We start from the raw sequence: 18,112 nt of genomic DNA, 5'->3' as shown, positions 1-18,112 counted from the left end.
TGGAGGACATGATGCGACTGCGACCAGTCCTGCCCCTCGCCATCGCCCTGCTGATGGCGTCCGGGACCGCACACGCCCATCCGGACCACCCGGTCGCGCCGCCGGTGAGCGGTCCGGTCGTCACCACGCCGACGTACACCGACGGCTGGCGCGGGCTGGCGCCGATCGGGACCGGGCCCCGGCAGGAGCACAGCGTCACCGCCGTCAACGGCAAGGTCTACGTCCTGGGCGGCATCGTCCCCGACGCCGCGGGCGGGGTCACCACGACCGACCGGGTCGAGGTCTACGACACCCGGCGCGGCACGTGGTCGGAGGCGGCACCGCTGCCGGTCGTCCTGAACCACCCCAACGTCGCCACCATCCGCGGCCGGATCTACGTCCTCGGTGGACTGGGCGGCGGCGCGTCGTGGCAGGCCGCCCGCGACAGCTTCGTCTACCACCCCGCGACGGACAGGTGGACCGCGCTCCCGCCGATGCCCGAGGGCACCGAGAGGGGCAGCGCCGCCGTGGGCACGCGGGGGACGAAGATCTACCTGGCGGGCGGGATGCGCACGCTGACCCCCGGACCCGGCGGTGTGCAGGACACGGTCGACACCGTGTCGTCCTACGACGTGCTGACCGGCCGCTGGGAGACCCTGCCCAGCCTGCCCCAGGCCAGGGACCACGTCGGCGGCGCCGTCATCGGTGGTGCCCTCTACGTGCTCGGCGGCCGGGACCGCGGTCAGGTCAACGTCCGGGACACCGTCTACGCGCTCGACCTGGCCACCCGCCGGTGGACCGAACGCGCGCCGATGCCCACCGCCCGCGGGGGCATCGCGACCGCCGTCGTCGGCACGAAGATCTACGCGCTCGGCGGCGAGGGCAACCCCGCGCCGGGGTCGGGCAGCGTGTTCGCCGAGAACGAGGCCTACGACACCGCTCACGACCGCTGGCAGCGGCTCGCCCCGATGCCCGTTCCCCGCCACGGCACCGCGGCCGTGGCCGTGGGCGACACGATCTACGTCCCCGGCGGTGGGACCGCGGGCGGCGGCGCCGCAGTCGTGGCCGTCAACGACTCGTACCGGCCGCGGGGCTGATGTTCGTCGATGTCGAAGAGGGCGTCGGAGCGCTCTTCGGTGACGACCACGTGCGTGCCACCGGCCGCACGGCGCTCGGCAGCACGTTCCGCATCGATCGCTGCGGAAGCGTAGGCTGACGGCGTGGAGACCAACCAGCGCCGTCCGACCGGTCGACCGCGGGGGTTCGACGCCGACGAGGCCCTCGAGCGCGCCATGCTGGTGTTCTGGCAGCACGGCTACGAGGGCGCGAGCCTGGCCGCGCTGACCGAGGCGATGGGCATCTCCACCACCAGCATGTACGCGACCTTCGGCAACAAGGAGGCGTTGTTCCGCAAGGTGCTGGAGCGCTACACCGAGGGCCCCAGCGCGTACCTGGCCGAAGCGCTGGAGGAGTCGACCTCGCTCGGCGTCGCCACCGCGATCCTGGCGGGCACCGTGCGGACCACCACGCTCCCGGCGAATCCCCACGGGTGCCTCGGCGTCCAGGGCGCCCTGGCCACCAGCGACTCCGGGAGTGAGGTCCGGGACGTCCTGATCGCCTGGCGCGACAACGGTTTCTCCAGCATCCGCGAGCGGTTCCAACGGGCCGTCGACGAGGGCGACCTGCCTCCGGGGGCCAGTCCGGCGCTGCTCGCCCGCTACATCACCACGTTGTCGTTCGGCATCGCCGTGCAAGCCGCCAGTGGGGTCGGCCGCGACGAACTCCAGGACATGGCCGACGCCGCCCTGAGCACTTGGCCGCTCTCCTGAGGACGGTCAGGCGCCCGTTCCCGCGGCGCGCCCAGGACGAACCGGGTCTGGTCCACCCGCCTCCTCCCGTCCGGACGGGGGCGTGCGGAGGAGGGTGACCGCGACCGCGCTGATGAGCAGGCCGACCACCGTCGTGGTGCGGACGGGCTGGGTGAACATCGGTGCCGCCCACAGGGCGGTGGCGGCCGGGGTCAGGTAGAGGAGGGTGCTGGCGCGGGTCGCCCCGTCGTGGGTGGTGACCAGGTAGTAGAGGCCGTAGCTGCCGATGCCCGCCACGGTCGCCCAGGCCACCGCCGTCCAGAAGCCGGTGGTCGGTGGGGGAGCGAGGTGGCCCGCCGCGGCCGTGCCGGTGGTGAAGAAGACCGCGGTGAAGGCGGACTGGACGGCCAGGGTCTGCATCAGGGGTGGGGTGGGCCAGCGCTCGCGCAGCAGCGTTCCGGCGGTCAGGGACAGCATGGCCGCCAGCGGGAGGAACAGCGCCGCGGCGGTGACCCCCGAGCTGAGGTCCCCGGCCGCGGTCAGTGCGACGCCGGTCGTGCCGAGTGCCAGGCCCGCGAGGTGGACCGGCCGCACCCGCCGCGAGTCGAGCAGGACGGCGGCGGTGAGCACCAGGGCGGGTTGCAGGGAGGCGATCAGGGCGGACGTGCCCGCGGGGACCCCCGCGGCGGCGGCCCAGAAGACGCCTCCCAGGTAGAAGCACTGGCACAGCAGGGCCAACACGGCTTGGCGCAGCCAGTCCCGTCGGCTCAGGCGGGTGGCCGCGCGCACCGCCCAGGGGAGCAGGACGACGGCCGTCGCCAGGCAGCGCCAGGTCAGCAGGGTGTCCGGTGGGGCGTGCCGGGCGCCCAGCTCGGCGCCGATGAAGCCCGAGCTCCACACCACGACCAGGGCGGCACCGCGCAGCGGGGCGGTCCCTCGTCCTCGGGGTGTCGTGTCCATGGCCGCCAGGTAACCATACCGGTTGGTATACTCGCAGTGCACCGACCGAGGAGGACCCGTGCCGTTGATGCCGACCACGCTCGACGAGACCACGCCCGCCGCGCTGCGCCCGGTGTTGCGGCCGCTGCCCGCGATGACCGACGCGGGCACGCGGCTGCTGGACGCGGCCAGCGACCTGTTCTACGACCGCGGGGTGCGCGCCGTCGGCGTGGACCTGATCGCCGAGACCGCCGGGACCACCAAGAAGACCCTCTACGACAGGTTCGGCTCCAAGGACACCCTCGTCGCGCTGTACCTGCTGCGGCGGGCCCACCGGTGGCGCGAGCACCTGCTGGCCCGGCTCGCCGACGCGGACGCGGCGGACCGCGGCGAGCAGGTGCTGCTGGTCTTCGACGTGGTGCGGACGTGGATGGGGACGCAGCGGCGCGGGTGCGCCTTCGTCAACGCCTACGCCGAACTCGGCGACGGCGACCACCCGGCCGTGCCCGTCATCCGCGCCGAGAAGGCGTGGATGCGCACCCTGTTCGACACCCTCGCGGGCGACGCCGCCCTTGGTGCTCACCTGCACCTGCTCTACGAGGGGACGCTCGTCGTCCTCACCGCGGGGGCCAATCCCCTCGCGGTGGAGGAAGCGCGGTCCTCGGCACTGGTCGCGATGGCCGCCGCCGAGCGGGTGTCCTAAGAGGACTTGAACTCGTAGGACCCGGAGCCCACCCGGTAGGCGGCGTAGCCGTTCTGCTTCTCGACGAACGCCGCACCGGCCGGAGCGGTGACCCGCTGCCCGTCGCGGACCGGCACGAGGACCTCGCCCGTCGCGCCGACGGGAATGGTCACCCGCAAGGTGAACAGGCCCCTGTCACGGGTCCACGACGAGCGCACCTGGCCCAGCGGGGACGTGACCTCGGCGGAGGCGCGCTTCAGGTCGCCGACGGGGAAGGGCTGGACCTTGACCGCGGTGTAGCCCGGTGCCGCGGGCTCGATGCCCGCGACGCGCTGGTACAGCCAGTCGTCGACGGTGCCCATGAAAGCGTGCTGCCGGGAACGCGACCCGGCGGGCCACTCCTCCCACATGGTGGTGGCGCCCAGGGCCTGGAACCAGTGGCCCCAGCCGGGGTACGTCGGGTTCGTCGCGACGCGGTAGGCGAGGTCGGAGTTCCCGGTGTCGGTGAGGACCGGGAGGATGAGCTTGGTGCCCAGCGCGCCGGTGTTCAGGTGGACGCCACGGCCGTTGACGTCGGCGACGAGGTTCGCGACCACGGCGGCGTGGTTCTCCTCCCGGACGATGCCGAGGCTCAGCGGCAGCAGGTTGGAGGTCTGGCGGTACCCCGCCGCGGGGTCGTCGTAGTACGCGCCCTTCGCCGCGTCGAAGAACGTGGCGTTGAAGGCGTTGGCGATCGTGGTGGCCAAGCCGTCGAAGCGCGTCGCGTCGGCGTCGCGCCCGAGGGCGCGGGCGATCTCCGCCATCGCCGTGGTGGTCTTGTGGAGGTACGCCGTGCCCGCGAGCCGCGCGCCCTCGGGTGGCATGGCGAAACCCGGTGAGAGCCAGTCGGCGTAGCTGCCGCCGGTGTAGACGTAGCCGGTGCCCGCGATCTTCCCCTCGAAGAACCCGAGCCACGCCTTCATCGACTCGTAGTTGTCCCGCAGCGGCCGGATGTCGCCGTAGTACCAGTAGAGGTCGCGGTTGACGAGCACGAAGCTCGCGGTCCACACCGGGTCGACGACCTCCTTCGCCCCCACGGTCCCCGGCACGGTCTGGCCGATGTTCCCCTCGGGCGTCTGGTCGTCCCGGTGGGCGCGCATCCAGTTCTCGTAGAAGTCCCGCATGTCGAAGCTCGCGATGGCCGAGTCGGCGGCCAGCAGGCCGTCGGCGGTGTAGGGCCGCTTCTCGTACATCGGGGTGTCGGTCGGCACCGAGTGCAGGTTGTTGAGGATCGTGTTCGCCTGCGCGACGTGGTAGCGGTTGAGCAGGTCGCTCGAACTGGTGAAGTCACCGGTCTTGGCGACCGCCGTGTGGACGCGCTGCGCGGTCACCGACGTGACGGCGACCTCCGCGGGCGCGGTGACCTGGACGTACTGGAACCCGGCGTAGGTGTAGCTCGGCGTGAACGACTCCGGGCCGCCGCCCTTCAGGACGTAGGTGTACTTCTGGAGCTGCATGCCGAAGCCGCCGACGTTGTCGACCGTGCCGTCGGCCTTCAGCTTCTCGCCGTAGGTGATCGTCACCTGCGAGCCCGCCGGGCCGTTCACGGCGACGCCCGCCCACCCCGCCGTCGGGGTGCCGTAGTCGTGGACCGTCGTTCCGGTGGCGGGGGTGGTGACCTTCCCGGCTTTCAGCGTGTCGGTGACCTTGATCGGCGGGAACGACTGGGCCTTCAGCTCACCCGCGAGCGCGGGGACGAGCCGGGCGGGGCGCCAGGCGGAGTCGTCGAACCCGGCCCGGTTCCAGCCCGGCTGGTCGAGGCGGGCGTCGTGGGTCTCGCCGAACCACAGCGATTCCGACGTGGTGGGGCCGTCGGCGGTCTTCCAGCTCCCGTCGCTGACGACCTGTGCGCTCGTGCCGTCCACGTAGGTGATGTCGAGTTGGAGCTTCAGCTTCGGCTCGCCGCTCCACGGCGAGGTCAGCCACTCGTCCGGGTTCGTCATGGCGTAGTAGCCGCGACCCAGGCTCACGCCGATCGCGTTGCCCCCGGCCCGCAGCTCCTTGGTCACGTCGTACGTCGCGTAGAGGCCGGTCTTGTCGTAGACGGTGAACGCCGGGTCGAGCTCGTGGTCACCCACCCGCCTGCCGTTGAGGTAGAGCTTGTAGTAGCCGAGGCCGATGACGTAGGCGCGGGCGGACCTGATCCGCTTCACCGCCGTGAAGTCTTTGCGCAGCAGCGGTTCCGCCGGAGGCGCCGTCGTGACGGAGTTCCCCCAGGGGCCCGATCCGTACGCCGCGGCGACCAGTGCCGGTGGCCACGCCGAGTCGTCGAAGTCCGCCTGCCGCCACCCCGCTTCGTCCACTTCGGACGACTTCCACGCGGCGTCGGTGACGATGTCGACCGGGTTCGCGCCCGAGAGTTCGACGTGGAGCTTGCCGACGAGCCCGGACGGGCCGGGTTGGGCGTTGGCGGCCTGGACGGCGATGGTGTTGCGCCCCGGCCGCAGTGCGGCCGTGAGGTCGACGTCGACAGCCGACCGCCACGAGTCGTTGACCTGCGGCGAGCGCGCGGCGTCCGTTCCGTTGACGTGGAGGGAGAAGCTGTCGTCGGCGGTGAGCTGGAAGTTCGCCGCGGTGACGACGGCGTTGGCGGGCAGGTCGAACGTCCGCCGGAAGTACCGGGTGCCGACCGGGGCGGACTCGGCGGGATTGCCCTGGGGGTACCAGATCCAGTTCGCGCCCTGGAGCGAGACGGTGGCCCGCTCCGCGCGTGCGCCGATCCAGTCGCCGTGGAAGTCCTGCTGCTTCAGGAAAGCGGTCTCGAACCAGGCCGCCCCGCTCCACGCCGACGCCCGCCGGTTCGCGTCCCAGACGCGGACGCGCCAGTGGTACCGGGTGCGCGAGCGCAGGTCGGGCCCGGCGTACTCGACGTCGAACGACTTCGCCGACGACACCCGGCCGCTGTCCCACACGTCGCCGCCGCCGTTCGGCGACGACGACACCTGCACCTGGTACGCCGACTGCCGCGCGCCGACGTCGTCCGATTTCGACACCCAGCTCAACCGGGGCACGGCCGCGTCGACGCCGAGGGGGTTCTCCTGGTGCTCGACCGCGAGGTGCCCGACCTCCAGCCCGGTGGACCTGCCGACGTGACCACCGGTGGCCAGGCCCGGAGCCGTCGCCAGCACCGGTGCGGTCAGCACGACCGCCAGCACGACCAGTGCTCCAGCCACCCGAGATCGCATCGCACTTCTCCTCCGTCGTGGCGCGCCGTCCGATGGATTGAAACGTTTCAGTCGAGCGGCACGGGGTCACGTTATAGGGCCGCGCGTGGTGTGACAAGGCTCATAGCCGGTGCCTGCCAGGTCCTCGCCGCAGGGGGACGGGCTCCCGCGGATGCCGTACGGTGGCCTTACTTACTGAAAATTCAGTAAACAACGGAGGTAGTGGTGCCCCAGGGCCTCGGGCCGGACGTGCCGTCGTGGATGCCCGCGGAAGGTGAGCCGCACGCCCGTACCTTCATGGCGTGGCCGTCGCGGAGCGGGCCGTGGGGAGCCGACCTGGCCGCCGTGCGGCGGGACGTCGCCGGGATCGCGCGGGCGGTCGCCGACTTCGAGCCGGTCGTGCTCGTGGTCGACCCGGCGGACGTGAGCGGCGCGCGTCGGGTGTGCGGTGGCGCGGTCGAGGTGCTGCCGATCCCGGTCGACGACCTGTGGATGCGGGACACCGGGCCGACGTTCGTGCGCACGCCCGGTGGCTTGGCGGGGGTGGACACCAACTTCACCGGGTGGGGCGGCAAGCAGGCGTGTCGCGCCGACGGCCGGGTCGCGCGTCGAATCCTTGAGCACCAAGGAGTTCCGCGGATCGTCGCGCCGCTGGTGACCGAGGGCGGCAGCCTGGAGGTCGACGGCCGGGGCGCGCTGATCGCCACCGAGAGCTCGATCGTCAACGACAACCGCAACCCCGGCCGGACCCGTGCCGAGCTGGAAGCCGACCTGAAGGCCCTGCTGGGCGTCTCGGAGGTGATCTGGTTCCCCGGCGTTCGCGGGGCCGACATCACCGACGGGCACATCGACGGCTTCGTCCGGTTCACCGGTCCCGGTGCCGTGGTGCTCGCCGATCCGGGGCCGTGGGCGAGGCCGGAGGACACCGCGCTCCACCTGGCGATGAAGGAGGTCTGCGCCGCCCACGGACTCGACGTGGTCGACCTCGTCGACCCGGACCTGGACGCGCTCGGTCCGCGCGGGGACGACTTCCTCGCCTCCTACATCAACTACTACGTGGTCAACGGCGCCGTCATCGCGCCCGCTTTCGGTGATGTCGCGGCGGATCGGGACGCCGCCGACGTGCTGGGGGCGCTCCACCCCGGACGGGCGGTCGTGCAGGTGCGGATCGACGTGCTGGCCGAGGGCGGGGGCGGGATCCACTGCGCGACCCAGCAGGAGCCCGTCGCGTGAGGACCCGGATGAGCCCCGCCGAGCGGAAGGCGTCGCTGCTGCGCGCGACCTGCCACGTCATCGCGCGGCGAGGCGTGCGCGGCCTGCGGGTGGACGAGGTCGCGGACCGGGCCGGGGTGTCGACCACGTTGCTGTACCACTACTTCGGCAGCCGGGCGGGCCTGCTGGCCGCGACGATGCGGTTCGTCAGCGACCGCGCCGACGAGTACACGACCGCGCCGCCGGGACTGACCGGCAGGGAGCGGTTGCGGTACGAGTTGGTCGGCGAGTTCCAGGACACCGACGAGGTGCGGGACAACTCCGCGGTGTGGAACGAGTTCCGCGCGTCGGCCGTGTTCGAAGCCGACCTCCGCGCCATCGCGAGGACCGCGACCGAGCACTGGAACACCGCTGTCGCGGACGGCATCACCCGTGGGCTGGCCGACGGCGGTATCCGCCCCGGCGTCGACCCCCACTCGACCGCGGAACGGCTCACCGCGCTGGTCGAGGGGCTGAGCAACCGGTGGCTCACCGGAGCGCTCACGACGGCCGCCGCCCACGACCACGTCGACGCCGCGCTGGCCGCCGAGTGCCCGCCTCCCGCCGGGTGAGCCGTCAGGGGCGGTTCTCGCGGATCTGGTAGATCCGGGCGCGGGTCAGGCCCGTCACCTTGCACAGCTCCACGACGGGGACGTTGCGGTCCAGTTCGGCGTGGATCAGGGCGTCGCGGTGGGCGTGGGCGTCGTGGCGGACCGTCCTGGCGACGGCCAGCGCGTCGAGCTGAGCCGTCAGGTTCCGCTCGGCCTCGGCCAACGCGGTGACCGCGGTGAGCAGGTCCGGGGTGACGGGCGCGGCGTTGTCGCGGGGCATTGTTCCTCCGTGGAGTGGTGGGCACGCCTGTCTAGCATGTCGCACGTCGCTAGACATGTCTAGCGACGGCAATTATCTAGACGGGCGTGCCCGCTGCTCCACGGGGGTCGAGGTGGCCGGGGCGACCCGGCCACCTCGGGGGATCAGACCAGGTCGTACCGGTCGAGGTCCATGACCTTCGTCCACGCCGCGACGAAGTCACGGGCGAACTTCTCCTTCGAGTCGTCGCTCGCGTAGACCTCGGCGACGGCGCGGAGTTCGGAGTTCGAGCCGAAGACCAGGTCGGCGCGGGTCCCGGTCCACCGGACCTCGCCGGTGACGCGGTCGCGGCCCTCGAAGGTCTCCGCGTCCTCCGACGTCGCCTTCCACTCGACGCCCATGTCGAGCAGGTTCGCGAAGAAGTCGTTGGTCAGCGACTCGGGCGTCGTGGTGAGGACACCCGCCTGGGACCCCTGGTGGTTCGCGTTCAGCACGCGCAGGCCGCCCACGAGGACCGTCAGCTCCGGCGCGGTCAGGGTGAGGAGGTTCGCGCGATCGACGAGCAGGTACTCCGAGGGGAGGCGGTGGCCCTTGCCCCGGTAGTTGCGGAACCCGTCGATGGTCGGCTCCAGCGGGGCGAACGACTCGGCGTCGGTCTGCTCCTGCGTGGCGTCGGTGCGACCGGCCGTGAACGGGACCTGGAGGTTGTGGCCCGCGTTCTTCGCGGCCTTCTCCACGGCGGCGGTGCCGCCGAGCACGATGAGGTCGGCCAGCGAGACCTTCTTGCCGCCGGTCTGGGCGCTGTTGAACGACTCCTGCACGCCCTCCAGCGCGCGCAGCACCTGCGCGAGCGTGTCGGGCTCGTTGACCTCCCAGCTCCGCTGGGGCTCCAGGCGGATGCGGGCGCCGTTCGCGCCGCCGCGCTTGTCGCTGCCGCGGAACGTCGAGGCCGACGCCCACGCGGTGGAGACGAGCTGCGCGATCGACAGGCCGGAGTCGAGGATTTTCGCCTTGAGGGCGGCGACGTCGTCCGCGTCGACCAGTTCGTGGTCGACGGCGGGCACCGGGTCCTGCCAGATGAGCGTCTCCTGCGGGACCAGCGGCCCGAGGTAGCGCTGGATCGGGCCCATGTCGCGGTGCGTCAGCTTGAACCACGCCCTGGCGAACGCGTCCGCGAACTGGTCGGGGTTCTGGTGGAAGCGCCGCGAGATCTGCTCGTACACCGGGTCGATCCGGAGCGCGAGGTCGGTCGTCAGCATGGTCGGCGGGCGGTTGAGCGTGCCGTCCTCGGGGTCCGGGATGGTGTTCGCGCCCGCGCCGTCCTTCGCCACCCACTGGTTGGCGCCCGCGGGGCTCTTGGACAGCTCCCACTCGTAGCCGAACAGGCTGTCGAAGAAGCCGTTACCCCACTGGGTCGGCGTCCCGGTCCAGGTGACCTCGAGGCCGCTGGTGATGGAGTCGCGGCCCTTGCCGCTGCCGAACGTGTTCTTCCAGCCGAGGCCCTGCTCCTCGATGGCCGCGCCCTCGGGCTCGGCGCCGACGTACTGGTCGGGGTCCGCCGCGCCGTGGGTCTTGCCGAACGTGTGGCCGCCCGCGATCAGCGCGACGGTCTCCTCGTCGTTCATCGCCATGCGCCCGAAGGTCTCGCGGATGTCGCGGGCCGAGGCCAGCGGGTCCGGGTTCGCGTTGGGGCCCTCGGGGTTGACGTAGATGAGTCCCATCTGGACGGCCGCGAGCGGGCTCTCCAGCTCGCGGTCACCGGTGTAGCGCTCGTCGCCGAGCCAGGTGCGCTCCGGGCCCCAGTACACGTCCTCGTCGGGCTCCCACACGTCCGCGCGGCCGCCTGCGAAGCCGAAGGTCTTGAACCCCATGGTCTCCAGGGCGCGGTTGCCCGTGAAGATCATCAGGTCGGCCCACGAGATCGTGCGGCCGTACTTCTTCTTGACCGGCCACAGCAGCCTGCGCGCCTTGTCCAGGTTGCCGTTGTCCGGCCAGCTATTCAGCGGCGCGAAGCGCTGCATGCCCGCACCGGCGCCACCGCGGCCGTCCTCGACGCGGTACGTGCCCGCGCTGTGCCACGCCATCCGGATCATGAACGGGCCGTAGTGGCCGAAGTCGGCGGGCCACCACTCCTGCGACGACGTCAGCACCTCGTCGACGTCGCGCGCGAGGGCGTCGAGGTCGAGGGTGGCGAACGCGGCGGCGTAGTCGAAGTCACCGCCCATGGGGTCGGACGCGGCGGAGTGCTTGCGGAGGATCGACAGGTTGAGCTGGTTCGGCCACCAGCTCCGGTTGCTGCCACCCTCGGTCGGGTGGTTGAGGCGCCCGGCGGAGACGGGGCAGCCGCCCGCGCTCTCCTCGTTCATCTCTCCAACGACGGCGTCAGGACTGTCAGACACGGGATTCTCCAGGATCAAAAGGAACTAACCGGCAGTGGTGGTGCACTCGGGGCACAGGCCCCAGTAGATGACCTCGGCCTCCTCGACCAGGAAGCCGTGGTCGTCGGAAGCGGTCAGGCAGGGGGCTTCGCCGACGGCGCAGTCGACGTCGGCGATGGCGCCGCACGACCGGCACACGACGTGGTGGTGGTTGTCCCCGACACGCGCCTCGTAGCGCGCCACGGAGCCCTGGGGCTCGATGCGGCGCAGCAGGCCTGCCGTGGTCAGGGCCCGCAGGACGTCGTAAACGGCCTGGTGGGACACCCCGCCGAGTCCTTCACGAACGATACCGATGATCGAATCCGTGTCGGCGTGCGGGTGGTCGTGCACAGCGGACAGCACCGCGAGCCGAGGGCGGGTCACGCGCAGGGCGGCCCCTCGCAGCAGGCGCTCGAAGTCCGTTGGCGATGGCACGCCCCGGAGTCTGCCCTGCTTTCTGGAATCAATCAAGAATCCAGGTCATCGGGTGTTCGGCCGGGCGACCGCCGCGCACCCGGCACGGCGGCGGTAGGCCAGAAGCAGGCAGGCGTTCCTTCTCCTGGGGGATGTGACGTGGCACACTCCGGGCTCGAACTGCGCTACGCCACCACACCACCACTCAGAGTGCGCCTGCGAGGAACACCCATGGCCGAACACCGTCGTTCGCCGGAAGACCCGACCCGCCGCCGCTTCCTCGGCTACCTGCTCGCCGCCCCGACGCTCGCCGTCGGGGTGACGTGGGCCGACGCCGCCCTCGGCGCCGACGAGGCCGAGGCGTCCATCCCGTCGCTGCCCCAGCCCGAGGACCTCTTCGACCTCGGCGACCTGCAAAACCTGGCCGCGCTGCCCACGTCCGGACTGATCAGCGTGCAGGTCGACGAGGACGGCACGGCGTCGTTCGCGCTGCACCGCACCGAAGTCGGCCAGGGCATCACTACCGCGGTCGCCATGATGATCGCCGAGGAACTGGACCTGCCGATCGACAAGGTGCGGATCACCCTCGCCGACGCCCGCCCCGAACTGCTGATGAACCAGCTCACCGGCGGCTCCAACTCGGTACGGAGCATCTTCACCCCCGTCCGGACCGCGTCCGCCCTCGCCCGGCAGCAGCTCGTCCGCACGGCCGCCGCGCGGTGGGACGTGCCGGAGGACGAGGTCGCCACGCGGGACGGCGTGCTCTCGCACCGCAGCGGGAAGTCCGCGACCTACGGCTCGCTGGCGAAAGTCGCGGCGAGCGACCGCACGGTCCAGGTCTCCGTGTCCCTCAAGGCCGTCGAGGACTTCCGGGTGCTCGGCAAGCCGCAGAACCGGATCGACGCGCTCGACATCGTCACCGGCCGCAAGCGGTTCGGCATGGACATCCAGGTGCCGGGCGCCAAGCCCTGCATGGTGCGCAGGCCGCCGACGATCAACGGCACGGTGAGGGCCGTGCGCAACGCGGACGCCGTCAAGGCGATGCCGGGCATCACCGACGTCGCCGTGATCAGGTACGGGGTCGCCGTGCGCGGCGAGACGTTCGGCCAGTGCGTCGACGGGCTGCGGGCGCTGGACGTGGACTGGAACCCAGGCACGGTCGACGGCGAGTCGGACGCGACCGTGCTCGCGAAGCTGAGGAAGGCGCGGCTGCCGCTCGCCGTGCCACCGCTGGGCGCGCTGTCCGTGGAGGCTGAGTTCACCTTCGCGTTCGCCAGCAACGCGCCGCTGGAACCGGACAACGCCATCGCCGACGTGCGGCCCGACCGCGCGGAGATCTGGTCCACGCTGAAGGTCCCGATCGACGCGCGGCAGGACATCGCGCGGCAGGACATCGCGCGGCAGCTCGGCCTGCCCGTGGACAAGGTCGTCGTCCACGTCGTGACCGGCGGCGGCTCGTTCGGCAGGCACCTGTTCCACGACGTCGCCGCGGAGGCCGCGGAGATCTCGCAGAAGATGGGCAAGCCGGTCAAGCTGTCGTGGTCCCGCACCGACGACTTCCGCCAGGGCCGCGCGCACCCGATGTGCGTGTCACGGGTGCGCGCCACGCACCTGCTGGGCAACGTGCTGACCTACGAGCAGCGGCACACCAGCTCGGAGACCAGCTTCAGCCACGGCCTCGGCGAGATGATCACGTCGACCGCCGCGGAGCTGCCGATCGCGGGCAACTACACCTTCGCCCAGACGATCTTCCTGCTCAGCCAGTCCGTGCCGTACAACTTCGGCGTCGTCACGCAGTTGCTCAACGAGATCCCGCTGAAGTTCAACACCGGCAGCATGCGCAACATCTACTCGCCGAACGTGGTCTGCGCGCAGGAGCTGGTCGTCGACAAGCTGGCGGCGAAGCTGGGCAAGGACCCCGTCGCGTTCCGCCGCGAGTTCCTCAAGGACGACCGGCTGCGCGCGGTGATGGAGGAGGTCGTCGTCGAAGGCCGGTGGGGGCGGCCGCTGCCGAAGGGAGTGGCGCAGGGGATCGGGCTGCACGCCGAGTACCGCGGCGCGGTCGCGGTGCTCGTGGAGGTCGACTGCCGCCCGGAGACCGTGAACCGGCCTATCTCCGACGGCGTCACGGGTCCGCGCGTCACGAAGGCGACGATCGTGATCGACGCGGGCCTGCCGCTCAACCCGCGCGGGCTGGAGGCGCAGATGATCGGCGGGCTCAACGACGGCATCGCACTGGCGCTCACGTCGAGCCTGCACATCAAGGACGGCATCCCGCTGGAAGGTAGCTGGGACAACTACTTCTACACCCGGCAGTGGAACACACCGCCGGACGTGCGGGTGGTCGTCCTGCCGCCGACGACCGGGACCCCCAGCGGCGCCGGTGAGATCGCCGTGGCGCCGTCGTTCGCCGCCGTCGCCTGCGCGTACGCCAGGGCGACCGGCACGACGCCGACCACGTTCCCGATCAACCACGGCGAACTCGGCTTCGAGCCGTTCCCGCTCCAGCCGTCAACGCCCGCCTCGCCGACCAACGGCCTCGACAGCGCGTTCTGAGGAGCCTTCCCTTGTCACAGCACACTTTCGTTCTCAACGGCAGCAGGGTGACGGTGGAGGTCGCCGACGACGTGCGGCTCCTGTGGGTGCTGCGCGACATCCTCGGCGTCACCGGCCCGAAGTACGGCTGCGGCCTGAACGTCTGCAAGTCCTGCACGTCCCACATCAACGGCAAGGCCTTCAACCCCTGCTCGGTGCCCGTCTCGAAGATCAAGGAATCCGACGAGATCACCACCATCGAGGGCCTGCCCGCGACCGTCGGCCGCGACCTGCACCCGATGCAGGAGGCGTGGCTGGAGGAGGACGTGTCGCAGTGCGGCTACTGCCAGCCGGGCCAGATCATGGCCGCCGTGGCACTGGTCCGCAAGACCAAGGCCGAGGGCAGGCAGATCACCGACGCCGACCTCGACGGCCTCCGCAACATCTGCCGCTGCGGCACGTACTCCCGCATCCGCACCGCGATCAGGAAGGGCGCCGACCGCATGTGAGCCGAGTCCCCGTGGTCGTCACGCCCGGCCGTGATCGTCGGCGGCGGTGATACTGGCGGGCGTGAACGGTCTTGGTCTGCGGTTCGTCGGGCACTCCACCGTGCGCGTGGAGTTGGCCGGGCGGGTGGTGCTCACCGATCCGGTGTTGACCGATCGGGTGTCGGTGTTGAGTCGGGTGGCTCCGTCGTGCACCGCCGGTGATCGGGCGGACGTCGACCTGGTGCTGTTGTCGCACCTGCACGGTGATCACCTGCACCTGCCGTCGTTGCGGCTGCTGGGTGGTCATGTCCGGGTGGTCGTGCCGCGCGGGGCCGGGGCGTGGTTGCGGGCCAGGGGGATTCGGCGGGTGGAGGAGTTGGCGCCCGGTGAGGAGTTGGTGGACGGGGACCTGCGGGTCGTTGGAGTGGCGGCCGAGCACTCCGGGCATCGGTGGGGGCCGCGGTCGACGCGCGGGCCGCAGGCGGTGGCCATGGGGCACGTCATCGAGGGCGGCGGGGTGCGGGTGTACGCGGCCGGGGACACGGACCTGTTCGACGGGATGAGCGCGCTGGCCGACGTGGACGTCGCCCTGCTGCCGGTGTGGGGGTGGGGGCCGACGCTGGGGCCTGGGCACCTCACGCCGGAACGGGCGGCCGAGGCGGTGCGGGTGCTGCGGCCGCGGGTCGCCGTGCCGGTGCACTGGGGGACGTTGGCGCTGCCGGGGCTGGTGAAGGCGCCCGGCCGGGTCGGTGCGCGGATGAGGCGGCTGCTGGTGGATCCGCCGCGGGAGTTCGCCGCCGCGGTGCGTGAGGCGGGCTCGGCCACTCGGGTGCTGGTCACCGAGCCGGGGACGGACGTGGCGTTGCGCCGGGGTGAGGTCGGGTGACCGCGCTGGCGGTGGACTGGGCCGACCCGTCGAGCATCGGGTACCCGGTGCTGTTCGGCGGGGTGCTGCTGGGATCGGTGGTGCCGGTCGTGCCGACGGGTGCGGTGGTGGGGGCCGCCGCGGCCATCGCCACGAGCACGGACCGGCTGGACCTGGTGTGGGTGGTGCTGGTGGCGACCATCGGCTCGCTGATCGGCGACCTGGTGACGTTCGCGGCCGCTAGCGGTGGGCGGACGGCGGTGGTGCGCTGGTTCTCCCGGCGCCAGTCGGCGGAGAGGCTGGAGTCGGCGCGCGAGAAGTTCGCCGCGCGCGGGTGGCAGGTGGTCGTGATCGGCCGGATGGTGCCCGCGGGCCGCATCCCGGCGCTGCTGGCCGCGGGCGCGCTCGGCTACCCGTGGCGCCGCCTGGTGCCCGCAGCGGCCGGGGCGTGCCTGCTGTGGTCGGTGGCCTACTCGGCGCTCGGCGTGGTCAGCGGCGGCCTGTTCGACCACCCCGTCGTGGCCACGGTGATCGCGACCGTCCTGGTGCTCGTCGTCACCGCCGTGTCGGCGCTGGTCGCGAAACGCCGAGAGCGGAGGCCGTCGTGACGGAGGAGGAGAGCGGACGGCTGCTGCGGGGCGGACGGGTCGTCGCGCGGCTGTTCCTGGTGTGGGTGCTCGTCGCCGTCGTGCTGCACGTGCTGGACGGGATGCTCGCCGACTTCGCGCTGCCGGAGTGGTGGCAGCCGACAGTGTTCGCGCTGCTCTACGGCGTGCTGAGCGCGGTCGTGTGGCCGCTGGTGCTGCGCGTGGCGCTGCCGGTCGCGGTGTTCACGCTGGGGATCGGGTCGTTCCTGCTGCTGGGCGCGGGACTGTTGGCGCTGTCGTTCGTGGTGCCGGGGGTGGTGGTCGCGAACCTGCGCACGGCCGTGCTGGTCGTGGTGGCGGTGTCGGCCGTCGGCGCGCTGGTGAGCAGCGTGCTGGCGATCGACGAGGACGAGTTGTTCTTCCGCCGGGCCGCGCGGCGGTTCCGCCGGGCGGGCGGCGGTGACGAGTCCGAACCGCCGGGAGTGTTGCTGCTCCAGATCGACGGGCTCGGGTACGACACGGTGCGCCGGGCCGTGCGCGACGGGGACCTGCCCACGATGGCCGGGTGGCTGGTCGAGGGCAGCCACGTGGTGACGGACTGGCACTGCGACTGGAGTTCGCAGACCGGGGCGAGCGTGTGCGGGCTGCTGCACGGGTCGAACGAGGACATCCTCGGGTTCCGCTGGTACGAGAAGGACCGCGACCACGTGATGGCGTGCGCGCACCCGGCCGACGCGGCGGAGATCGAGAGGCGGCACTCGGACGGGCGCGGGCTGCTGGCCGGGGGAGGGGCCGCGCGCAGCGGGCTGTTCACCGGGGACGCCGACCACACCAGCATGACGATGAGCGCGGTGCCGCTGCTCACGCCCGCTCGGCGGGGGCGGTCGCGCAACGCGGCCGGGTACTACGTGTACTTCGCCAACCCGGTGAACCTGGTGCGGACCGTCGGAGCCGCTGTCGTGGACGTCCTGCGGGAGGTGACGGCCTCGGTGCGGCAGCGGCGGGCCGGGGTGCGGCCCAGGGTGAAGCGCGGTGGGGTGTACCCGTTCGCCCGTGCCGCGACGACGGTGATCACGCGGGACCTGGTGGTGTCGTCGATCATCGGGGACATGTTGGCCGGGCGGCCGGTGGTGTACGCGGACTTCCTCGGGTACGACGAGGTCGCGCACCACACGGGGATCGAGCGGTACGACGCGTTGGCGGTGGTGCGGGCGATCGACCAGCAGATCGGGAGGTTGCACCGCGCGGCTCGGTTGGCGCCTCGGAGGTACCGGTTGGTGGTGTTGTCGGATCACGGGGTTACGCAGGGGTGGGCGTTCGCGGATCGGTTCGGGGAGTCGGTTGAGGCGTTGGTGGGGCGGTTGTGTGGTGGGGCGTCTGGGGGTGGGGAGGGGCGGGAAGGTCGGGAGAAGGCGGGGCCGGCCAATGGGTGGCAGTTGGACGCTGCCTTGGCGGAGGCTGGTGGGCCGATCGGTCGGGCGTTGCGGGTGAGGGCTGGGACGTCTGATCGTCATCGGACTCCGGAGGGGGGTCCTGGGGCGGTGGCGAGGGTGGCTCCGGGGGTTGTCGTGGTGGTGTCCGGGCATGTGGCGATGGTGTCGTTCACCGAGCATGGCGGGCGGGTGGGGTTGGAGACCGTCGAGGCGGAGTTCCCGGAGTTGTTGCCAGCTCTGGTCGATCATCCTGGGGTGGGGTTTGTATTGGTCAGGAGTGGTGATGGGCCGGTGGTGTTGGGGCGGGATGGGGTGTTGTGGCTGGAGAGTGGGGAGGTTCGGGGGGAGGATCCGCTTGCTGGGTATGGGGAACACGCGGCTGCGTTGATCCGGAGGACTGATGGGTTCTTGCACTGTCCGGATTTGTTGATCAATTCGCGGTATAGCGCGGTTACGGATGATGCTTCACCGTTTGAGGTGCACGTGGGGTCGCACGGGGGGTTGGGAGGGGGGCAGTCGCGGGGGTTCTTGGTGTACCCGGCGGATTTGCCCGCGCCTGGGGAGATCGTGGGGGCTGAGGCTTTGCATCGGGTGGTGCGGGGGTGGTTGACGTATCTGGGGCATCCGGAGCCGGTGGGGAGGGAGGCTGCGGCGAGGTGACGGTGGGGGGTGGCTGCGGCGCGGTGGGGGTGGCTCGCTTC

At 71.7% G+C, this 18,112-nt stretch carries 15 protein-coding genes; 10 read left to right on the top strand and 5 right to left on the bottom strand.

Features of this window, described 5'->3' with window-relative positions:
• Positions 1-11: 11 nt before the first annotated feature.
• Together NZH93_RS26045 and NZH93_RS26040 are read left to right on the top strand one after the other, a co-directional pair.
• Entirely contained in the window at positions 12-1,076 is a 1,065-nt protein-coding gene (locus NZH93_RS26045) for a Kelch repeat-containing protein (RefSeq protein ID WP_259625826.1), read from the top strand.
• A 123-nt stretch (positions 1,077-1,199) separates the two neighbouring features.
• Positions 1,200-1,808, top strand: coding sequence for a TetR/AcrR family transcriptional regulator (locus tag NZH93_RS26040; protein ID WP_259625825.1), 609 nt, complete (start codon positions 1,200-1,202; stop codon positions 1,806-1,808).
• Positions 1,809-1,814: 6 nt separating this feature from the next.
• On the opposite strand, the gene NZH93_RS26035 is transcribed toward NZH93_RS26040, so the two are convergent.
• Positions 1,815-2,747 carry a DMT family transporter gene (locus NZH93_RS26035; protein WP_259625824.1) on the bottom strand — a complete coding sequence of 311 codons (933 nt, stop codon included), beginning with the start codon at positions 2,745-2,747 and terminating at the stop codon, positions 1,815-1,817.
• 67 nt (positions 2,748-2,814) lie between these two features.
• On the opposite strand from NZH93_RS26035, the gene NZH93_RS26030 reads away from it, so the two are divergent.
• On the top strand, positions 2,815-3,429 hold the full coding sequence (locus NZH93_RS26030; RefSeq protein ID WP_259625961.1) for a TetR/AcrR family transcriptional regulator: 615 nt from the start codon (positions 2,815-2,817) through the stop codon (positions 3,427-3,429).
• Here NZH93_RS26030 and NZH93_RS26025 read toward each other — a convergent pair.
• The gene (locus NZH93_RS26025) at positions 3,426-6,632 is read right to left on the bottom strand and encodes a family 78 glycoside hydrolase catalytic domain (RefSeq protein ID WP_259625823.1); all 3,207 of its coding nucleotides are present in this window, start codon (positions 6,630-6,632) and stop codon (positions 3,426-3,428) included. The two genes, NZH93_RS26030 and NZH93_RS26025, sit on opposite strands and share 4 nt — an antisense overlap.
• A 204-nt stretch (positions 6,633-6,836) precedes the next feature.
• On the opposite strand from NZH93_RS26025, the gene NZH93_RS26020 reads away from it, so the two are divergent.
• Entirely contained in the window at positions 6,837-7,844 is a 1,008-nt protein-coding gene (locus NZH93_RS26020) for an agmatine deiminase family protein (RefSeq protein WP_259625822.1), read from the top strand.
• Complete coding sequence (locus NZH93_RS26015; RefSeq protein WP_259625821.1) at positions 7,841-8,434, top strand: TetR/AcrR family transcriptional regulator; 594 nt, start codon at positions 7,841-7,843, stop codon at positions 8,432-8,434. Before NZH93_RS26020 ends, NZH93_RS26015 begins: the two co-directional genes overlap by 4 nt.
• Positions 8,435-8,438: 4 nt before the next feature.
• On the opposite strand, the gene NZH93_RS26010 is transcribed toward NZH93_RS26015, so the two are convergent.
• From NZH93_RS26010 to NZH93_RS26000, 3 genes are all read right to left on the bottom strand, one after another.
• Positions 8,439-8,693 (bottom strand): hypothetical protein, encoded by a 255-nt coding sequence (locus tag NZH93_RS26010; RefSeq protein ID WP_259625820.1) that lies wholly within the window; start codon positions 8,691-8,693, stop codon positions 8,439-8,441.
• A gap of 143 nt (positions 8,694-8,836) precedes the next feature.
• Positions 8,837-11,071 carry a catalase/peroxidase HPI gene (gene katG / locus NZH93_RS26005; RefSeq protein WP_259625819.1) on the bottom strand — a complete coding sequence of 745 codons (2,235 nt, stop codon included), beginning with the start codon at positions 11,069-11,071 and terminating at the stop codon, positions 8,837-8,839.
• Positions 11,072-11,095: 24 nt separating this feature from the next.
• Positions 11,096-11,524: a Fur family transcriptional regulator gene (locus tag NZH93_RS26000; protein ID WP_259625818.1), complete on the bottom strand. Its 429-nt coding sequence runs from the start codon at positions 11,522-11,524 to the stop codon at positions 11,096-11,098.
• 210 nt (positions 11,525-11,734) lie between these two features.
• Here NZH93_RS26000 and NZH93_RS25995 point away from each other — a divergent pair, with 210 nt between their 5' ends.
• The 5 genes from NZH93_RS25995 to NZH93_RS25975 all read left to right on the top strand — a co-directional run bounded on the left by NZH93_RS25995 (position 11,735) and on the right by NZH93_RS25975 (position 18,071).
• On the top strand, positions 11,735-14,059 hold the full coding sequence (locus tag NZH93_RS25995) for a molybdopterin cofactor-binding domain-containing protein (protein WP_259625817.1): 2,325 nt from the start codon (positions 11,735-11,737) through the stop codon (positions 14,057-14,059).
• Between the two features lie 11 nt (positions 14,060-14,070).
• Positions 14,071-14,547, top strand: a complete 477-nt coding sequence (locus tag NZH93_RS25990; protein WP_259625816.1) for a (2Fe-2S)-binding protein — start codon at positions 14,071-14,073, stop codon at positions 14,545-14,547.
• A gap of 61 nt (positions 14,548-14,608) precedes the next feature.
• Positions 14,609-15,412: an MBL fold metallo-hydrolase gene (locus tag NZH93_RS25985; RefSeq protein ID WP_259625815.1), complete on the top strand. Its 804-nt coding sequence runs from the start codon at positions 14,609-14,611 to the stop codon at positions 15,410-15,412.
• Positions 15,409-15,999, top strand: a complete 591-nt coding sequence (locus tag NZH93_RS25980; protein ID WP_308214239.1) for a DedA family protein — start codon at positions 15,409-15,411, stop codon at positions 15,997-15,999. The genes NZH93_RS25985 and NZH93_RS25980 overlap by 4 nt, the downstream gene beginning before the upstream one ends.
• On the top strand, positions 15,996-18,071 hold the full coding sequence (locus tag NZH93_RS25975) for a phage holin family protein (RefSeq protein ID WP_259625814.1): 2,076 nt from the start codon (positions 15,996-15,998) through the stop codon (positions 18,069-18,071). The genes NZH93_RS25980 and NZH93_RS25975 overlap by 4 nt, the downstream gene beginning before the upstream one ends.
• The last annotated feature ends 41 nt before the right edge of the window (positions 18,072-18,112 follow it).

This window comes from Umezawaea endophytica, assembly GCF_025061645.1.
In the GTDB taxonomy this organism is placed as follows: domain Bacteria; phylum Actinomycetota; class Actinomycetes; order Mycobacteriales; family Pseudonocardiaceae; genus Umezawaea; species Umezawaea endophytica.
Note: the sequence above shows the minus strand (reverse complement) of the source record. Positions and strands in the feature narration are given on the sequence as shown.